This is a genomic window from Mesorhizobium sp. M0410 (genome assembly GCF_040321435.1).
Classification (GTDB): domain Bacteria; phylum Pseudomonadota; class Alphaproteobacteria; order Rhizobiales; family Rhizobiaceae; genus Mesorhizobium.
This window is the reverse complement of the sequence record NZ_JAMYRN010000001.1, coordinates 112,212-129,344: the sequence shown is the minus strand read 5'-3', so window position 1 is coordinate 129,344 and position 17,133 is coordinate 112,212. Positions and strand designations below refer to the sequence as shown.

General features: G+C 63.0%; 20 protein-coding genes. 10 read left to right on the top strand and 10 right to left on the bottom strand.

Annotation, left to right across the window (positions count from 1 at the left end):
- Nucleotides 1-59: 59 nt before the first annotated feature.
- Entirely contained in the window at nucleotides 60-383 is a 324-nt protein-coding gene (trxA, locus tag NKI63_RS00630) for a thioredoxin (protein ID WP_023677558.1), read from the top strand.
- A 131-nt stretch (nucleotides 384-514) separates the two neighbouring features.
- Nucleotides 515-796 carry a cupin domain-containing protein gene (locus tag NKI63_RS00625; RefSeq protein WP_352505961.1) on the top strand — a complete coding sequence of 94 codons (282 nt, stop codon included), beginning with the start codon at nucleotides 515-517 and terminating at the stop codon, nucleotides 794-796.
- Nucleotides 797-844: 48 nt separating this feature from the next.
- On the opposite strand, the gene NKI63_RS00620 is transcribed toward NKI63_RS00625, so the two are convergent.
- The 6 genes from NKI63_RS00620 to NKI63_RS00595 all read right to left on the bottom strand — a co-directional run bounded on the left by NKI63_RS00620 (nucleotide 845) and on the right by NKI63_RS00595 (nucleotide 6,464).
- Entirely contained in the window at nucleotides 845-1,264 is a 420-nt protein-coding gene (locus tag NKI63_RS00620) for a VOC family protein (RefSeq protein ID WP_352505960.1), read from the bottom strand.
- 62 nt (nucleotides 1,265-1,326) lie between these two features.
- Nucleotides 1,327-2,652: a bifunctional folylpolyglutamate synthase/dihydrofolate synthase gene (locus NKI63_RS00615; RefSeq protein WP_352686530.1), complete on the bottom strand. Its 1,326-nt coding sequence runs from the start codon at nucleotides 2,650-2,652 to the stop codon at nucleotides 1,327-1,329.
- A 62-nt stretch (nucleotides 2,653-2,714) separates the two neighbouring features.
- Nucleotides 2,715-3,641, bottom strand: a complete 927-nt coding sequence (gene accD, locus NKI63_RS00610; RefSeq protein WP_254815952.1) for an acetyl-CoA carboxylase, carboxyltransferase subunit beta — start codon at nucleotides 3,639-3,641, stop codon at nucleotides 2,715-2,717.
- A 37-nt stretch (nucleotides 3,642-3,678) separates the two neighbouring features.
- Entirely contained in the window at nucleotides 3,679-4,518 is an 840-nt protein-coding gene (trpA, locus tag NKI63_RS00605; protein WP_352480201.1) for a tryptophan synthase subunit alpha, read from the bottom strand.
- A 2-nt stretch (nucleotides 4,519-4,520) separates the two neighbouring features.
- Nucleotides 4,521-5,771 carry a tryptophan synthase subunit beta gene (gene trpB, locus NKI63_RS00600; protein WP_352505958.1) on the bottom strand — a complete coding sequence of 417 codons (1,251 nt, stop codon included), beginning with the start codon at nucleotides 5,769-5,771 and terminating at the stop codon, nucleotides 4,521-4,523.
- 33 nt (nucleotides 5,772-5,804) lie between these two features.
- On the bottom strand, nucleotides 5,805-6,464 hold the full coding sequence (locus NKI63_RS00595) for a phosphoribosylanthranilate isomerase (protein WP_352506056.1): 660 nt from the start codon (nucleotides 6,462-6,464) through the stop codon (nucleotides 5,805-5,807).
- Between the two features lie 164 nt (nucleotides 6,465-6,628).
- Between NKI63_RS00595 and NKI63_RS00590 the strand changes: the two genes are divergently transcribed.
- Entirely contained in the window at nucleotides 6,629-6,847 is a 219-nt protein-coding gene (locus tag NKI63_RS00590) for a hypothetical protein (RefSeq protein WP_254815955.1), read from the top strand.
- 8 nt (nucleotides 6,848-6,855) lie between these two features.
- Here NKI63_RS00590 and NKI63_RS00585 read toward each other — a convergent pair whose 3' ends face one another.
- The 4 genes from NKI63_RS00585 to NKI63_RS00570 all read right to left on the bottom strand — a co-directional run bounded on the left by NKI63_RS00585 (nucleotide 6,856) and on the right by NKI63_RS00570 (nucleotide 10,219).
- Nucleotides 6,856-7,614: a M48 family metallopeptidase gene (locus NKI63_RS00585; RefSeq protein ID WP_352480203.1), complete on the bottom strand. Its 759-nt coding sequence runs from the start codon at nucleotides 7,612-7,614 to the stop codon at nucleotides 6,856-6,858.
- 97 nt (nucleotides 7,615-7,711) lie between these two features.
- The gene (locus tag NKI63_RS00580) at nucleotides 7,712-8,188 is read right to left on the bottom strand and encodes a DUF2852 domain-containing protein (RefSeq protein WP_352505957.1); all 477 of its coding nucleotides are present in this window, start codon (nucleotides 8,186-8,188) and stop codon (nucleotides 7,712-7,714) included.
- 116 nt (nucleotides 8,189-8,304) lie between these two features.
- A complete protein-coding gene (locus tag NKI63_RS00575) occupies nucleotides 8,305-9,447 on the bottom strand; it encodes a benzoate/H(+) symporter BenE family transporter (protein ID WP_352480205.1) in 1,143 nt (380 codons plus the stop codon).
- Nucleotides 9,448-9,451: 4 nt separating this feature from the next.
- Nucleotides 9,452-10,219: an alpha/beta hydrolase gene (locus tag NKI63_RS00570; RefSeq protein WP_352505955.1), complete on the bottom strand. Its 768-nt coding sequence runs from the start codon at nucleotides 10,217-10,219 to the stop codon at nucleotides 9,452-9,454.
- Nucleotides 10,220-10,433: 214 nt separating this feature from the next.
- Here NKI63_RS00570 and infC point away from each other — a divergent pair, with 214 nt between their 5' ends.
- From infC to NKI63_RS00535, 7 genes are all read left to right on the top strand, one after another.
- Entirely contained in the window at nucleotides 10,434-10,970 is a 537-nt protein-coding gene (gene infC / locus NKI63_RS00565) for a translation initiation factor IF-3 (RefSeq protein ID WP_352820345.1), read from the top strand.
- A 202-nt stretch (nucleotides 10,971-11,172) separates the two neighbouring features.
- Nucleotides 11,173-11,814: a methyltransferase family protein gene (locus NKI63_RS00560; RefSeq protein WP_352505954.1), complete on the top strand. Its 642-nt coding sequence runs from the start codon at nucleotides 11,173-11,175 to the stop codon at nucleotides 11,812-11,814.
- Between the two features lie 191 nt (nucleotides 11,815-12,005).
- Nucleotides 12,006-12,209 carry a 50S ribosomal protein L35 gene (gene rpmI, locus NKI63_RS00555; protein ID WP_006201248.1) on the top strand — a complete coding sequence of 68 codons (204 nt, stop codon included), beginning with the start codon at nucleotides 12,006-12,008 and terminating at the stop codon, nucleotides 12,207-12,209.
- Between the two features lie 37 nt (nucleotides 12,210-12,246).
- Nucleotides 12,247-12,648, top strand: a complete 402-nt coding sequence (gene rplT, locus NKI63_RS00550; protein ID WP_006201247.1) for a 50S ribosomal protein L20 — start codon at nucleotides 12,247-12,249, stop codon at nucleotides 12,646-12,648.
- 95 nt (nucleotides 12,649-12,743) lie between these two features.
- The gene (gene pheS, locus NKI63_RS00545) at nucleotides 12,744-13,829 is read left to right on the top strand and encodes a phenylalanine--tRNA ligase subunit alpha (protein WP_352505953.1); all 1,086 of its coding nucleotides are present in this window, start codon (nucleotides 12,744-12,746) and stop codon (nucleotides 13,827-13,829) included.
- 142 nt (nucleotides 13,830-13,971) lie between these two features.
- Nucleotides 13,972-16,380, top strand: coding sequence for a phenylalanine--tRNA ligase subunit beta (gene pheT, locus NKI63_RS00540; RefSeq protein WP_352751821.1), 2,409 nt, complete (start codon nucleotides 13,972-13,974; stop codon nucleotides 16,378-16,380).
- Between the two features lie 37 nt (nucleotides 16,381-16,417).
- Complete coding sequence (locus tag NKI63_RS00535; RefSeq protein ID WP_352751823.1) at nucleotides 16,418-17,020, top strand: nucleotidyltransferase family protein; 603 nt, start codon at nucleotides 16,418-16,420, stop codon at nucleotides 17,018-17,020.
- The last annotated feature ends 113 nt before the right edge of the window (nucleotides 17,021-17,133 follow it).

The window sequence follows — 17,133 nt, the reverse complement described above, 5'->3', positions numbered from 1 at the left end:
GAAGACGGACGCGATCACCACCACATTTGGTGCGACGAACAAATCGAAAGGATCTCAGCATGGCCACCGTCAAGGTCGACAAGAGCAATTTCCAGGCCGACGTGCTCAACGCCAAGGAGCCGGTCGTGGTCGATTTCTGGGCGGAATGGTGCGGCCCGTGCAAGATGATCGCCCCGGCGCTCGAGGACATCGCCATCGAACTCGGCAGCAAGATAAAGATCGCCAAGCTCAACATAGACGAGAATCCTGAGCTGGCCGCGCAGTTCGGCGTGCGCTCGATCCCGACGCTGATGATCTTCAAGGGCGGCGAAGTCGCCGACATGAAGGTTGGTGCTGCGCCGAAAACGGCATTGTCGCATTGGATCAACGGCAGCCTCGCCTGATCCGATCAAAATTTTGCAGAAAGCCCGGCCTTGTGCCGGGCTTTCTTTTGCTGGCGTCATTGGTGGGGCGCTCTGGCACTCGCGGCTTGCCGCCCGGTATTCTTCTGTTCGGAATACAAAGGGGAAGCGATATGACCGGATCCGCCAAGGCCACCGTCTTCATCGACAATGAGCGAGTCATTGTCACCGAATACCGTTTCGCCCCGGGCGACAACACCGGCTGGCACCGCCATGGCCACGACTATGTGATCGTGCCGTTGACCGACGGTAAGGTGAAGCTCCTGACCAAGGATGGGGAATCCTTTGCCGAAATGAAGAAGGGCTCGCCGTATTTCCGCAATGAGGGCGTCGAACATGACGTGATCAGCGCAAACGATAGCGAATTCGCCTTCATCGAGGTCGAACTGAAGTAGTCCACCAACCACCGGCTGCGCCGCTACAATTGTCCGGCGCGGCGCTATTCACCAATCCGCGATACGATCGCCGCCGACGAATTGTGCGCTTTTCTCAGTGTATTCGAACAGTTCGACCTTCACACCGTTGGGGTCGCGGATCCAGGCCTGGTAGGTGTCATCGCACGCGCGTTTCTTGGAAGTGACATCGACCCCCTTTGACCTCAGATGGGCGATCGCGGCGTCGATGTTTTCCACTTCGAGGCAGAAGTGGTTGATCTGGTTCAAGTCGCTATAGCTTGCGCCGTCTTTCTGGAACACCTCGACATGGCTACGGCTGCCGCAATTGAGGTAGAAGCCGAAAGTCTTCCCGTCGCGCAGGAAATTGAACTGGGTGTCCATGCCGAGGACGTCCCGATAGAAGCGTCGCGTCATCTCCAGGTCATTCGCGAAAATGCAAACGTGTGCGAGCTGCTTTACCTTGATCATGACTGGCTCCTCGCGGTGATCTGACAGGTGTGGCGCCATCGCGGCCCGGGCGAACGCACGCCTCAGGTTGGCGGCGTGCCGTTTTCGGCCAGTACCCCGCCGGCCAGGTAAAGCGATCCGCCGATCAGGATGCGTGGCGGCGGTCCGTCCCATGTGTCGCGCAGCAGCATCAGTGCGCTTGCAACGGAACTAACCGGTTCGGCCGACAAGCCTGCCTCAATGGCGCGGGTCGCCAGTTCGTCGTTTGGCACGCCGGCGTCGCTCAGACTCACCGGCACGGTGTAGACGTGCCGCACCAGCCCTTTGAAGGCCCGGAAATAGCCGCTCTGGTCCTTGGTGTTGATCATGCCCGAGATCAGGAACAGCGGCCGCGGGTTCTTTTCCTCCTGCTCCGCCAGCGCCTCAGCGACGACCACGCCTGCGCCGGGATTATGGCCGCCGTCGAGCCAGATGTCGGCGCCCTTCGGCGCCAGTTCGCTCAGCCGGCCTTGCGGCAGCTTTTGCATGCGGCCCGGCCAGGCGACATTCGCCATCGCCTTCTCGGCGGCGCGGTGGCTGATCTCGAAGCCGGCCGCCTTGACCGCCGCGATCGCTGCCGCTGCATTGGCGAATTGATGGCGCCCCGGCAGGCGCGGCGGCGGCAGGTCCATCAATCCATCTTCGTCCTGATAGACCATGCGGCCGTTTTCCTCATAGGCAAGGAAATCCTGGCCATAGACGAAGGCGGGGCAGTCGAGCCGTTCGGCGGTTTCGATGAGCACCTGCTGGGCCGTCTCGCTTTCCTGCGCGCCGATGACGACCGGGCACCCGCGCTTGATGATGCCGGCCTTTTCGGCGGCGATCAGCTCGACGCGGTCGCCGAGATAGGCTTCGTGGTCGAGCGAGACCGGCATGATCACCGACACGGCCGGCTCGGCGATGACATTGGTGGCGTCGAAGCGGCCGCCAAGGCCGACCTCGAGGATGACGGCATCGGCCGGATGCTCGGAAAACAGCAGGAAGGTAACGGCGGTGAGGATTTCGAACACGGTGATCTTCTGGCCTTGATTGGCCTCGGCGACCCGGGCGATGGCTTCGGCGAAGACCTTGTCGTCAACCAGCCTGCCGCCGCCATCGGCGGCCAGCCGGTAGCGCTCGTGCCAGTTCACTAAGTGTGGCGAAGTGTGGACGTGGACGCGGTAGTCGGCTGCTTCGAGCAGCGCCCGTGAAAAGGCGGCACAGGAGCCCTTGCCATTGGTGCCGGCGATGTGGATGACCGGCGGCAGCTGGTCCTGCGGATTGCCGAGGCGTTCGAGCAGCCGCGAAATGCGGTCGAGCGAAAGGTCGAAGCCCTTCGGGTGAAGCGCCATCAGGCTTTCGATTTCGCGGTCGGCGGCAAGCGTGGTCATGGGAGAATCCTAGGCGCGTGCGCAACGGCACACAACAGCCGCTCGCGCCGCGGGCTGTCGCGTCAGGCGTGCGGCCGGGCTTCGGCCGGAATCACAGACGGCGGCAGGATCTCCGGCTCCTGCGGTTTTTGCTCCTCCGGCAGCTTGAGCAGCATTCTCAACAGCCGCGCAATCGTCTGGCGCATCTCCAGCCGTGACACCACCATGTCGACCATGCCGTGTTCCATCAGATATTCGGCGCGCTGGAAGCCTTCGGGCAGTTTTTCCCTGATCGTCTGCTCGATGACGCGCGGTCCGGCAAAGCCGATCAGCGCGCCTGGTTCGGCAATGTGCACGTCGCCCAGCATGGCGTAGGAGGCGGTGACGCCGCCGGTCGTCGGGTTGGTCAGGACGACGATGTAGGGCAGGCCGGCCTCCTTCAGCCTGTCGACGCCGACCGTGGTCCGCGGCAACTGCATCAGCGACAGGATGCCTTCCTGCATACGCGCGCCGCCGGAGGCCGCAAACAGGATCAGCGGCCGCTTGCGCTGCAAGGCGACCTCGAAACCATGCACGATGGCGTCACCGGCCGCCATGCCGAGCGAGCCGCCCATGAAGGCAAAATCCTGCACCGTCACCACCACCGGCACGCCTTCGACCGTGCCCAGCGCATTGATGATGGCGTCTTCCATGCCGGTCTTGGCCTTGGCATCCTTCAGCCGGTCCACGTAGCGCTTCTCGTCGCGGAACTTGAGCGGATCCTGAACGACCTTGGGGTTTTCCAGCGTCTCGTATTTGCCGTCGTCGAGGAAGAATTTCAGCCGTTCCTTAGCCGATATCTTCATATGGTGGCCGGAGGACGGGATGACGAACTGGTTCTGCTCCAGATCCTTATGGAACACCATTTCGCCGGTCTCGGGATCCTTGATCCACAGGTTTTCCGGCATGTCGGTGCGGCGGCCGAGCATCGAATTGATCTTCGGACGGACGTAATTGGTGATCCAGTTCATCGCTTCGGCTCCTGTCCCTTAAGAAGACGTAGGAAGATTATTCGGCGGCAGCAAGGCGAGCCGCGCGAACCCCTTGCGAAAGCCCGCTGACCAGCGTGGCGACGGCCTCGGCCGGATCGGCGGTCTTTTCGCCCTTCGGCCCGAGCACGTTGGCGACGGCATTGACAATCGCGGTGCCGACAACGACGCCGTCGGCCGACGCGCCGATGATGCGCGCCTGCTCTGCGGTCTTGACGCCGAAGCCGACGCAGACCGGCAGGTCGGTATGGCTCTTGATGCGCTTGACAGCTGCCGCCACCTTGCCGGTGTCGGCCAGCGCCGAACCGGTGATACCGGTCATCGACACATAATAGACGAAACCGGAGGTGTTCTGCAGCACCTTGGGCAGGCGCTTGTCGTCGGTGGTCGGCGTCGCCAGCCGGATGAAATTGATGCCGGCCTTGAGTGCCGGGATACAAAGTTCCTCATCCATCTCCGGCGGCAGGTCGACGACGATCAGCCCGTCTATGCCGCTGGCCAGCGCGTCGCTCAGGAAGCGCTCGACGCCGTAGATGTAGATCGGATTGTAATAGCCCATCAAGACGATCGGCGTTTCACTGTCGCCGGCGCGGAATTCCGAGGCCATCTTCAGTGTCTTGACCAGTGTCTGGCCGCCCTTCAGCGCCCGCAGGCCGGCCGCCTGGATCGCCGGGCCGTCGGCCATCGGATCGGAAAACGGCATGCCGAGCTCGATGATGTCGCTGCCGGCGCCGGGCAGCGCCTTCATGATCGAGAGCGACGTGTCGTAGTCAGGGTCGCCGCCCATGAAATAGGTTACGAGTGCCGGTCGGCCCTCGGCCTTCAGCTTTGCCATGCGGCGGTCGATACGGGTGGCCATGATCAGATCTCCATGCCCAGCATATTGGCCACCGTATGCACGTCCTTGTCGCCGCGGCCGGACAGGTTGACGATGACGATCTGGTCCTTGTCCATGTCAGGCACGATCTTCACCGCCTGTGCGATGGCATGGGCCGATTCAAGCGCAGGAATGATGCCCTCGACGCGTGTCGTCAACTGGAACGCCTCCAGCGCCTCGCTGTCGAGGATCGGCACGTAGTCGACGCGGCCGGAATCGCGCAGCCATGAGTGCTCCGGCCCGACGCCGGGATAGTCGAGGCCGGCCGAGATCGAGTGGCCGTCCATGATCTGGCCGTCGGCGTTCTGCAGGAGGTAGGTACGGTTGCCATGCAGCACGCCGGGCGCGCCGGCACTCATCGAGGCGCAATGCTCGATGCCGTCGAGGCCGCGGCCTCCGGCTTCTACGCCGATGATGCGCACCTCACTGTCGTCGAGGAAGGGATGGAACAGGCCGATAGCGTTGGAACCGCCGCCGACACAAGCGATGATGGTGTCCGGCAGCCGGCCTTCCTGCTCGAGGATCTGGGCGCGCGCCTCGGTGCCGATCACCGACTGGAAGTCGCGCACCAACTCCGGATAGGGGTGCGGGCCGGCGGCGGTGCCGATCAGGTAATAGGTATCCTCGACGTTGGTCACCCAGTCGCGCAGGGCCTCGTTCATGGCGTCCTTCAGCGTGCCGTGGCCGGCCGTCACCGGCCGCACCTCGGCGCCCAGAAGCTTCATGCGAAAGACGTTGGGGCTTTGCCGGGCGACATCGGTCGCGCCCATATAGACGATACAAGGAAGCCCGAAGCGCGCCGCGACCGTGGCGGAAGCGACACCATGCTGGCCGGCACCGGTCTCTGCGATGATCCTCGTCTTGCCCATGCGCTTGGCGAGCAGGATCTGGCCGAGGCAGTTGTTGATCTTGTGCGAGCCGGTGTGGTTCAGGTCCTCGCGCTTGAAATAGACCTTTGCGCCGCCCCCGAGGCCCTTCGCCGAGGAGACCTCACGAAGATGCCTGGTCAGGCCTTCGGCGAAATAGAGCTTCGACGGCCGCCCGGCGTAATGCGTCGAGAGATCGGTCAGTTCGGCCTTGAAATCCGGGTCGTTCTTGACCTCGTTCCAGTGCCGCTCCAGCTCGAGGATCAGCGGCATCAGCGTTTCGGCAACGAAACGACCGCCAAAAATGCCGAACATGCCCTGCTCATCGGGGCCGGTGCGGAAGGAATTCGGTATCGCCGGCTTGTCCATCGCCGATCTCCTGGTCTGAGGTTTGAAGCGTGGTCAGGCGGCGCGGTTGTCGCGTGCTGCCCCGACGGCGCGGAAAAATTGTTCGATCAGCGCCGGTTCCTTGACGCCCGGCGCGCTCTCCACGCCCGAGGAAACATCTATTCCGGGCGGGTTCGCCAGCCGAAAGGCGTCGCCGATATTGCCGGCATTGAGCCCACCGGAAAGCATGTAATCAACGCCGGCGTCAAGGCCGGCCAGAATGCGCCAGTCGAAGGCAAGACCGTTGCCGCCCGGCAATTCCGAACCCTTAGGCGGCTTGGCATCGAACAGGAAGCGGTCCGCAATGCCGATGAAGGGTTTGACCCGCGCGAGATCGGCAGCCTCGCTGACCGGCAGCGCCTTCATCACCGGCAAACCGTAGCGGGCCTTCACCTCGGCCACCCGCTCGGGGGGCTCGGCGCCGTGAAGCTGCAGCATATCGGGCTGTATCTTTTCGACGATCTCGTCCAGGAACGCATCGCTGGCGTCGACCGTCACGGCAACCGCCTTAGCCTTGCCGCGCGCCGCTTCGCGCAGGCGGTCGGCTTCGGCCGGCTCGACATAGCGCGGGCTTTTGGCAAAGAAAATGAAGCCGACATGGCTGGCGCCGCCGGCCAATGCCGCGGCTAGTGCCTTGTCGGTCTTCAACCCGCATATCTTGATGTCGAGCGCCATGGCGCGGGATTGGCACGAAACGGCCAAAGAGTCGAGAAAAAGCATCCTGTTTGCCGCCAGCGCGGAACGCGCTACCTTGCTAATGTAAGAGCGGAACGCGCTACCTCGCTAATATAAGAGCGCAACGCTACTTGCTCAGGCACAAAGGCGGGAGAACAAAGATCATGCCGGAAAAGACCGTCGCGGAACTCAGGCAAAAGCTGGCGCAGGCCCATGAGGTCATCGCTCATTTGATGGACAAGGCGGCTTTCAACGGCGCCGAGGCGCACCGAGCCCTGGCTTATTTCAGCAACGAGACGTTCGAGAAGGATTTTCTGCCCTGGCCCCGCCATGTCGATGAGGGGTTGCGGCCGGAGGAGTTGAACGCGGCGAATGACGATTGATCGGACAACTACTCGAACGCGATCGCCTGCAGCGCGCCGCCATTGCGCTTGAGCCAATCCTTGCAGCGTTCGGTATCCGGGCAAAGCTGCTCGCACAGTTTCCAGAATTTCGGCCCGTGGTTCATCTCCTTGAGATGCGCCACCTCGTGCGCGACGAGGTAGTTTATCACCGGCCGTGGCGCCATCATGATACGCCAGGAAAACGACAGATTGCCGTCCGACGTGCACGACCCCCAGCGGCTCGACGTATCCTTGAAGCGGATCGCCTTGGCGCGCTTGCCGACCGCCGCGCTGTGCTTGGTCACCAGCGCCTCGATCTCGCGCTTGGCTTCGCGCTTGAGGAAATCGGCGATGCGGCGCGGCAGATGCACGCGTTCGCCATGCACGATCATCAGCGGCCCGCGCTCGTCGCGCGACAGCGTGACGGTGCCGCGTTTCGACGGTTCATGGACGATGCGATGCGGCACGCCGCGCACCGGTATCTTGATGCCGGGCCGCACCTGCGGCCGGTTGGGCACCTTGGCCAGCCTTTGCTCCAGCCAGTCCTGATGGCGGTCGAGAAATTTTTCCACCTCGCCGCGCCGCAGCCCCGGCGGCACGGTGATGCGCAAGCCGCGGCCGCCGGAATCGATGCGCAGCGTCAGGCGCCGCGCCCGGTCGTTCTCAACGATCTTGAGCGGCAGCGTGCGGCCGGCAACGCAATGCTCGCGCTCCACGACGGGCGTGGGCTTGGGTTTCGTCGGGGTGCGAAAGAAGCCGAAGGACATTCCGGGACGATACGTGATTCGAGGGAAACGACTAGAACAAAAAAGAAACGGCGCCGCTGACGCGACGCCGTTGGATTATCTATCTGCGCACGGGACCTTACTCGTCGAGCAGGCCTGGCGTGGACTTGCCGCTGGGTTTGTTGTTCGTCGCCGACCCGGTCGTGGGGGACGTCGACTTGTTGCGATTGGCCATGAAGCGATCGAACTCTTCCTGGTCCTTGGCGCGGCGCAATTCGCGGGCATACTCGTCGAACTCGCTCAGCATCTCGTCGAGCTTGCGGCGTTCCTCGGCAAGACGCTCGAGTTCCTTTTCGCGCCAGTCATCGAAAGCGACGTTGCCGGTGCGGGCGGAGCCATGACCCCAGCGCGCGGCCTTGTCGGAACCGCGGCGGCAGCCGGCGAAGATGCCGTCAGTGGCGCGGTTGACGTCGCGCTTGAAGCCCTCGAGCCGGTCGCCCCAGATGATGTAAGCGAGCATGGCCAAGCCGAGCGGCCAGAACACCATGAACCCGATCACCATCAACGCGATGGTCGCCGGCGTCCAGGCCGGACGGATCAATGCAGATGTGTTCATTTCTCCCAATCCTTCAGTTGGAGACAGCCAAATCCGGCTGCGTTGAATCGAAATGGGATGGAGAAAACGGCGATTCAAGACAGCGATCGCCAAAACCGGACAAGCGGCTGAAATGATTATCGCTTTTTGAGATTTTCGAGGAAAAGCACGACCAATCCGGCAATCAGCCCCCAGAACGCCGCGCCGACGCCGAACAGCGTCAGCCCCGATGCGGTGACGGCGAAGGTGACCGTGGCGGCCATCCGCTCGTCCTCGTCTTTCAAGGCGATCGACAGTGCATTGGCGAGCGGTGCCATCAGCGCCAGGCCGGCGACCAGCGCGATCAGGCTCTGCGGCAACACGGCGAAGATCGCCACCAGCGAGGCGCCGAACAGGGCAAAGACGAGATAGGCCAACGCATAGAACGGCCCGGTCTTCCAGCGCTCGGCCGGATCGGGATGCACGTCGGGCCCGGTGCAGATCGCCGCCGAGATTGCCGCCAGATTGGTGGTCGAGGCGCCGAACGGCGCCGTCAGCAGCGAAAACAGGCCGGTGACGCCGATCAGCGGCCCGGGTTCGGGATGATAGCCGGCTGCCCTCAGCACGGCGAGGCCGGACAGGTTCTGCGAGGCCATGGTGACGAGGTAGAGCGGCAAGGCGAGGCCGATGATTGCAGTGGCGGTGAACTGCGGCATCACCAGCGTCAAGCTCGAGAGTTCCGGTGCCGGCAGACCGCCGACCCGGCCGGTGAGGAAGGCGGCGAGACCGCCGCCGATCAGCACCAGCAGCACCGACAGCGCCGGGTTGAACAGGCGAATGACGAAGAATGCCGCAACCAGCGGCAGGATCAGCCAGGGGTCGACGGGAACGGTCTTGACCGCATTGATGGCGAAGGTGACGACGATGCCGGCCAGCATTCCGGATGCGACCGACGCCGGTATTCTGGCGATCAGCTTGGTCAAGGGCCCGAACAGGCCTGTGGCGATCAGCAGGACCGCGGTGACGACGAAGGCGCCAACCGCCTCACCCATCGAAAAGCCGGTCGACGCGGCGATCAGCGCCACGCCTGGCGTCGACCATGCGGTGATGACCGGCATTTTTGTGCGCCAGGACAGCCACAGGCTCTCGATCGCCATCGCCAGGCAAAGCGCCGTCACCCAGCTTGCCGTCTCGACCTGCGTTGCGCCGACCGCCTTGGCGGCGGCAATGACGATGGCCAGCGTACCGCCGAAGCCGACGATCGCCGCCACGAAGGCGGACACCGGAATGGAAATGCGCATGCCTCTATCCCGCCTGCCGCACCATAGCGTCCACCGTCCGCACCAGCATGTCGAGATCCTGTGGCCGCGACAGGCGGTGGTCGCCGTCCGGGATGAGCGACAGCGTGACGTCGTCGGCCGGCAGCAGGCTGACCAGCTTCAGCGCATGGCTCGACGGCACGTCGGGATCGGCCAGGCCTTGCAGGATGTGGACCGGACAGTGCGTGTCGATCGGCCCGGTCATCACCCGGTTGTTGCGGCCGTCCTCGATCAGTGCGCGCGTGTAGATGTACGGTTCGGCGGAATAGTCCGACGGCTCTTCGAAAAAGCCCTTTTTCCTGAGGTCGCGCTTCTGCGCACCGGTCAGCACCGGCTCCACCAGTTCGAACGTGAAATCGGGCGCCGGCGCCAGCAGCACAAGGCCGGCGACGCTGTTCTCGCCCGCCTTGCGCAACTCCTGCACCATGCGCAGCGCGATCCAGGCGCCCATCGACGAACCGACCAGGATTTGCCTGCCCTGGGTGAAACGGCGGAAAACCGCCAGGCTCTCGCCCAGCCATTTCGAGATGGTGCTGTCGGCAAAGGCACCACTCGATTCGCCGTGGCCGGAATAATCGTGGCGCAGGAAGGCGCGGCCTTCTTTGCGCGTCCATTCCGACAAGGTTTCGGCCTTGGTGCCCAGCATGTCGGATTTGTAGCCGCCAAGCCAGACGATGCCGGGCTCGGCACCTGCCGCATGCCTGACGGCGATGCTCGTCCCGTCGACGTCCAGGAAGATCGGGGTGGTGCTCATGGTGTATTCCCTCACGCCGGTCTTTTGGCACAAGCGGGGGTTCAACGAAAAGTGCTCTGCTACTTTCTTCGCTTGGTGCAGAGGAGCATTCATCGGGCAGGTGATTTCCTGAGAATGCTGTGCTATTGACTCCGACCGCGCGCTCACCACATTGCGCGTTCGCAATTCTGAACTGAAGAACCCCTTAACGAAACGGCTCAAGGAGACCACGACCATTCGCAGACCTTTCAAAGCAGCGGCGCCCACCAAGGAAGGCCCGCGCTCCAACCGTGACATCCGGGTTCCCCGGGTCCAGCTAATCGACGCCGAAGGCCAGAACCGCGGCGATGTCTCCATCAACGAGGCATTGCTGCTCGCCGAAGAGGCTGGGCTCGACCTGGTCGAGATATCGCCCAATGCAGTGCCGCCCGTCGTAAAGATCCTCGATCTCGGCAAGCTGAAATACGCCAACCAGAAGAAGGCGGCCGAGGCGCGCAAGAACCAGAAGGTCATCGAGATCAAGGAGATCAAGATGCGCCCGAACATCGACAGCCACGACTACGAGACCAAGATGAAGGCTGTCCGGCGCTTTTTCGAGGAAGGCGACAAGGTCAAGCTGACATTGCGCTTCCGCGGTCGGGAGATGGCGCATATGGAACTCGGCATGCAGCTTCTGAACAAGGTTCGCGAGGAAGTGGCGCCCATCGCCAAGGTCGAAGCCGAACCGAAGCTCGAAGGCCGCCAGATGATGATGGTGCTGGCGCCCCGCTAAAGCGCGTTGCGCTTTAGTTCTGTTTTGTGCATGTCGTTGTCGCAAAACCGCTGCGCACTTTTGGGCGACGTGCATAAAATCCGCCTGAATCATGTTGCAAGGCGTCCCGGCGATCGGCGGGGCGCCTGTTTTCTTGGCCAGACGCTGCGATCGCCGGCGAGAGCAAAGACGCTCTGGTTCCCTCGACGATCGGATTCCCGACATGGTCAATGACATCAAGCATTCGGAAGCCAAATATGGGCTGGGCAGCTACCAGCACACGCGCAGGATGGTGCTTGCCGTCGTCGTCGTCGTCCTGTTCGCGATGCTTTTGTTCGGGCAGTCGGTTTTTCCGCCCGATACGCCTGTGCATGAAACGATCGAAATGGTTGGCGTCGTGCTGATCTTTCTCGGCATCGTCGGACGCTTGTGGTCGACGCTCTATATCGGCGGCCGCAAATCCTCCGAAGTGGTGACCGGCGGCCCCTATTCGATCACCCGCAACCCGCTCTATGTCTTCTCTACTTTAGCTGCCGCCGGTGTCGGCGCACAGATCGGCTCGATCACCGCCACGATCGGCTTTGCAGCGCTCTGCGCTGGTGCCTTTTACATCGTTATCCTGCGCGAGGAGAAATTCCTCAAGGAGGTTCTCGGCGCGCCATACCAGGCCTACCTGGCGAAAGTGCCGCGCTTTTTTCCCAAGCTGTCGCTGTATCAGGAAGGCGACACCGGCGGCTTCAAGCCGCGCCTGCTGCGAACCACGCTGCTGGACGGTCTGGTCTTCCTGGTTGCCTTGCCGGCTTTCGAACTGATCGACGGCGCCCAGCAGTCCGGCATATTGCCGGTGCTGTTCCGTTTCCCTTGAGTGCAGTGTTGCTGAGTACAGTGTTGCTCGGCACGGGGTGTTGCGCGCCAGCCCGCTTTGACGTATAGGACCGCCGTTCCCAAAAAACCGCCCGGCAGGGCATGCCGTGGCGGTTTCATTTGCTTTTCGGGCTTTGGTCGGCCTGAAGCGAACAAAAAGCGCATTGGTGCGCATATAAACGGAGTAGCAAAATGCCCAAGATGAAGACCAAGTCGGCCGCCAAGAAGCGGTTCAAGATCACAGGTACGGGTAAAGTTCTGTCGGCTGCGGCCGGCAAGCGTCACGGCATGATCAAGCGTTCCAACAAGTTCATTCGAAATGCCCGCGGCACGATGGTTCTGGCTGAACCGGACGGCAAGAAGGTCATCAAGAATTTTCTGCCGAACGGCCTTTAGAGCATTCGGCCTGGACAACGTTTAAGGAGATCATGACATGGCACGCGTAAAGAGAGGCGTCACCTCGCACGCCAAGCACAAGAAGGTCCTGAAAGCCGCCAAGGGTTTTTACGGCCGCCGTAAGAACACCATTCGGATCGCCAAGCAGGCGGTGGAAAAGTCGCTGCAGTACGCCTATCGCGACCGCAAGAATCGCAAGCGTTCGTTCCGCGCGCTGTGGATCCAGCGCATCAATGCGGCGACGCATGAGCATGGCCTGACCTACGGCCGCTTCATCGACGGTCTCAACAAGGCTGGCATCGAGATCGACCGCAAGATCCTGTCGGACATGGCCATCCACGAGCCGCAGGCCTTCGCCGCACTCGTGGCCAAGGCCAAGGTCGCGCTCGAATATCTCAAGAACACCACGCCCAATGCTTTTGAAAGCGCTGTCGCTTAAGACCAGCGCTTCCCAAGCTATCGACACTTGATTTGGGAAACCCGCGCTGGCAGGGCTGGCGCGGGTTTTTCTTTGCTTCCAATCGGATCTGGAACATGAGTGACATGGAAACTCTCGAACATTCCCTGATGGCTGAGATTGCCTCGGCCGCCGACGAGCAGGCGATCGAGGCGGTGCGTGTCTCGGCCCTCGGCAAGAAGGGCTCGGTTTCCGAGATGCTGAAGACGCTCGGCTCGATGAGCGCCGAGGAGCGCCAAGTCAAGGGCCCGGCGATCAACGGCCTCAAGAACCGCGTCACCGAGGCGCTTTCTGTTCGCCGCGCCGAGCTGAAGGACGCGGCGATTATGGCGCGTCTCGCCGCCGAGAAGGTTGATGTGACGCTGCCGGTCAGACAATCGCCGGCCGAGCGCGGCCGCATCCATCCGATCAGCCAGGTCATCGACGAGATCGCGGCGATCTTCGGCGATCTCGGCTTTGCCATCGCCGAAGGCCCCGACATCGAGACCGACTATTATAATTTCACCTCGCTGAACTTCCCGGAAGGCCACCCGGCGCGCGAGATGCACGACACCTTCTTTTTCCAGCCGGACGCGCAGGGCGAACGCAAGCTTTTGCGCACCCACACCTCGCCGGTGCAGATCCGCACCATGGAGATGCAGAAGCCGCCGATCCGCATCGTCATCCCCGGCAAGACTTATCGGCAGGATTCCGATGCCACCCACTCGCCGATGTTCCATCAGGTCGAGGGGCTGGTGATCGATAAGTCGGCCAACGTCGCCAACATGAAATGGGTGCTGGAGGAGTTCTGCAAAGCCTTCTTCGAGGTGCCGAGCGTGAAGATGCGCTTCCGGCCGTCTTTCTTTCCGTTTACCGAGCCCAGCCTCGAGGTCGACATCCAGTGCGATCGTTCGCGGCCGGGCGAGGTGCGCTTCGGCGAAGGCTCCGACTGGATGGAGATTCTCGGCTGCGGCATGGTGCACCCCAATGTGCTCCGTTACGGTGGCCTCGATCCTGACGAATACCAGGGCTTCGCCTGGGGCATGGGCATCGACCGCATCGCCATGCTGAAATACGGCATGCCGGATCTGCGCGCCTTCTTCGACGCCGATGTCCGCTGGCTTTCGCATTACGGTTTTAGGCCGCTCGACATGCCAACGCTGTTCGGGGGCCTGAGCGCGTGACGAGCCGGCCGCAGCAAATCCGCGGACAGCTCGCCTTCCTGCACATGTCGGACGCGCGGCCGCATAGCTTCAAGTGCAACGTGCCCAGACCAGTCAGCCGGCAAAGACCAGACGGCCGGCCAAGACCAGACGGAACACAGTCATGAAACTCACCCTCTCCTGGCTCAAGGATCATCTCGAGACCGATGCCTCGCTGGCGGAAATCGTCGAGCGTCTCACCTCGATCGGCCTCGAGGTCGAGCATGTCGACGACCGGGCGAGCCTGGCCCCCTTCGTCATCGCCAAGGTGGTGACGGCGGTGCAGCACCCAGATGCCGACCGGCTTCGCGTGCTGACCGTCGACACAGGCGACGGCAAGCCACCTGTGCAGGTCGTGTGTGGAGCGCCGAACGCCCGCGCCGGCCTGATCGGCGCCTTTGCAGCACCGGGCACCTATATCCCCGGCATCGACGTGACGCTGACCGTCGGCAAGATCCGCGGCGTTGAAAGCCACGGCATGATGTGCTCCGAACGTGAGCTCGAATTATCCGAAGAGCATGACGGCATCATCGACCTGCCGGCCGATGCGCCGGTCGGCACCAGTTTCGCCGCCTATGCCCATCTCGACGACCCGCTGATCGAGATCAATCTGACGCCGAACCGGCCGGATGCCACCAGTGTCCATGGTATCGCCCGCGATCTGGCGGCGAGCGGGCTCGGTACGCTGAAGAGCGCGCCGATAGAGCCGATCCCCGGCAGGGGCGAGACGCCGGTCAAGGTGACGATCGAAGCGCCGGAGCTCTGTCCCGGTTTTGCGCTGCGCCTGGTGCGCGGCGTCAAGAACGGACCGTCGCCGAAATGGCTGCAGCAAAGGCTTCTCGCCATCGGCTTGAGGCCGATCAGCGCGCTCGTCGATATCACCAATTACGTCACCTTCGACCGCGGTCGGCCGCTGCATGTTTTTGACGCTGGGAAGGTCACCGGCAATCTCACCGTGCGCCGGGCGCGTGACGGCGAAAAGGTGCTGGCGCTCGACGGCCGCGAATACACGCTGACGCCTGAGATGTGCGTGATCGCAGACCAGGACGGCATCGAATCGATCGCCGGCATCATGGGCGGCGAGCATTCCGGGTGTGACGAGAACACCACCGACGTGCTGATCGAGTCGGCGCTTTGGGACCCGATCGCCACCGCTCGCACCGGCCGCACGCTCGGCATCATCAGCGATGCACGCTACCGCTTCGAGCGTGGCGTCGACCCGGAAATGATGGTTCCCGGCGTGGAGCTGGCAACGAAGCTCGTGCTCGATTTCTGCGGCGGCACGCCGGCGCAAACCGAGGTCGTCGGCTATGCCGGCCATCGGCCGAAGATCGTCTCGTTCCCTTTGTCGGAAGTGAAGCGGCTGACCGGCATCGAAGTGCCGCGCTCGACGAGCCTCGACATTCTTGCCCGCCTCGGCTTCAGGCCGGAGGGCACGGGCGATGTCGTCAATGTAGCGGTCCCGTCCTGGCGGCCGGATGTCGATGGCAAGGCCGACCTGGTCGAGGAGGTCATGCGCATCCACGGCGTCGACAATATCGCGCCGCAGCCGCTCGGTTCCCACGATGCGGTCAACGCCAAAATCCTGACTGTGCTGCAGATACGCACCCGCGCCGCCAAGCGGGCGCTTGCCGTGCGCGGCATGATGGAGGCCGTCACCTGGTCGTTCATTCCGGCAAAATACGCCGAATTGTTCGGCGGCGGCCAGCAGGCGCTAAAGCTTGCCAACCCGATCGCGGCCGATATGTCGGATATGCGGCCGTCGCTGCTCCCGGGGCTGATCGCGGCAGCGCAGCGCAATGCCGACAAGGGCATCGGGGATGTCGCGCTGTTCGAAGTGTCGGGCACTTACGAGGGCGACGGCGCCGACCAGCAGCGGCGCGTTGCCGCCGGCGTGCGGCGCGGCACCGCCAAGCTCGAGGGCTCCGGCCGCCATTGGGCCGGCAACGCCGGCGCCGTCGGCGTCTTCGATGCCAAGGCCGATGCAATCGCAGCACTCGAAGCCTGCGGCGCGCCGGTCGAGCGGCTGCAGATCGAGGCCGGCGGCCCGGCCTGGTATCATCCCGGCCGCTCCGGCACGATCAAGCTCGGGCCGAAGGTCGTGCTCGGCACATTCGGCGAATTCCACCCGAAGACGCTGGAAGGGCTTGACGTCTCCGGCCCGCTCTGCGGCTTCGAAGTATTCATTGATGCGGTGCCTGAGCCTAAGGCCAAGCCGACGCGGACAAAGCCAAGGCTCGATCTGTCCGCCTTCCAGGCGGTCAAGCGCGACTTCGCCTTCGTCGTCGACAAGGCGGTCGAAGCCGGCACACTCGTTCGCGCCGCCCTGGCCGCCGACAGGAAGCTGATTTCCGGCGTCTCGGTGTTCGATGTTTTCGAGGGTGCAGCCCTCGGCGCGGCGAAGAAATCGATCGCCATCGAGGTGTCGATCCAGCCGGTCGAAAAGACGCTGACCGATGAGGATTTCGAGGCGCTGGCCAAGCGCATCGTCGAGAATGTGCACAAGCAGACCGGCGGCGTGCTGCGCGGCTGAGCTTGCGGACATATGGCGAATCGCCCTCCAAAGGGCGATGGACCATCTTCGCTATGCCGGCCTCTCGTTTGAAGCACAACGCGCGGTGTTTCTCGACATCGTCTCCGCCGACCCTCTGCTCGGCGAGACGCTGAAGCGGGCACGCGGGCTCGATCTGCCCGATTGGCTGGTTGTCTCAGGCGCGCTCTACAACAGCGTCTGGAATCATCTGACCGGCAAGCCGTCGGGATACGGCATTAGGGATGTCGACCTGTTCTATTTCGACGAGAGCGACCTGTCCTATGAGGCCGAGGACGGCGTGATTGCCCGCGCCGCCTCAGTCTTCGCCGGCCTGCCGCTGCCGGTCGAGATCCGCAATCAGGCGCGGGTGCATATATGGTATCCCTTGAAGTTCGGACGATCTTGCCCCCGCTATACAAGCTCCAGCCACTCGCTCAGCTTTTTCGCCTCGCGGACCCATGCGGTCGGCGTCCACATGGACAATGACGGCCGGCTCCAATTGGTGGCGCCGTTCGGCCTCGACGACATCTTCACGTTCCGCATCACCCCAAACCGGGTGATGGACAACCAGCGTACGCATGAGGCGAAGGGCGCGCGTGCGAAGGCAAACTGGCCGGAGATATCAGTCGTGCCGTGGTGATGCGCCGTGTGTAAGCGTTGCCGGTGTCTAAAGGGCACAAGCCAATATTATGCAAAAATCTGGGGGAAAAGCGCGAAATCGCACTGCGAAAGCCCGCCCTGGTTCTTGCGTTT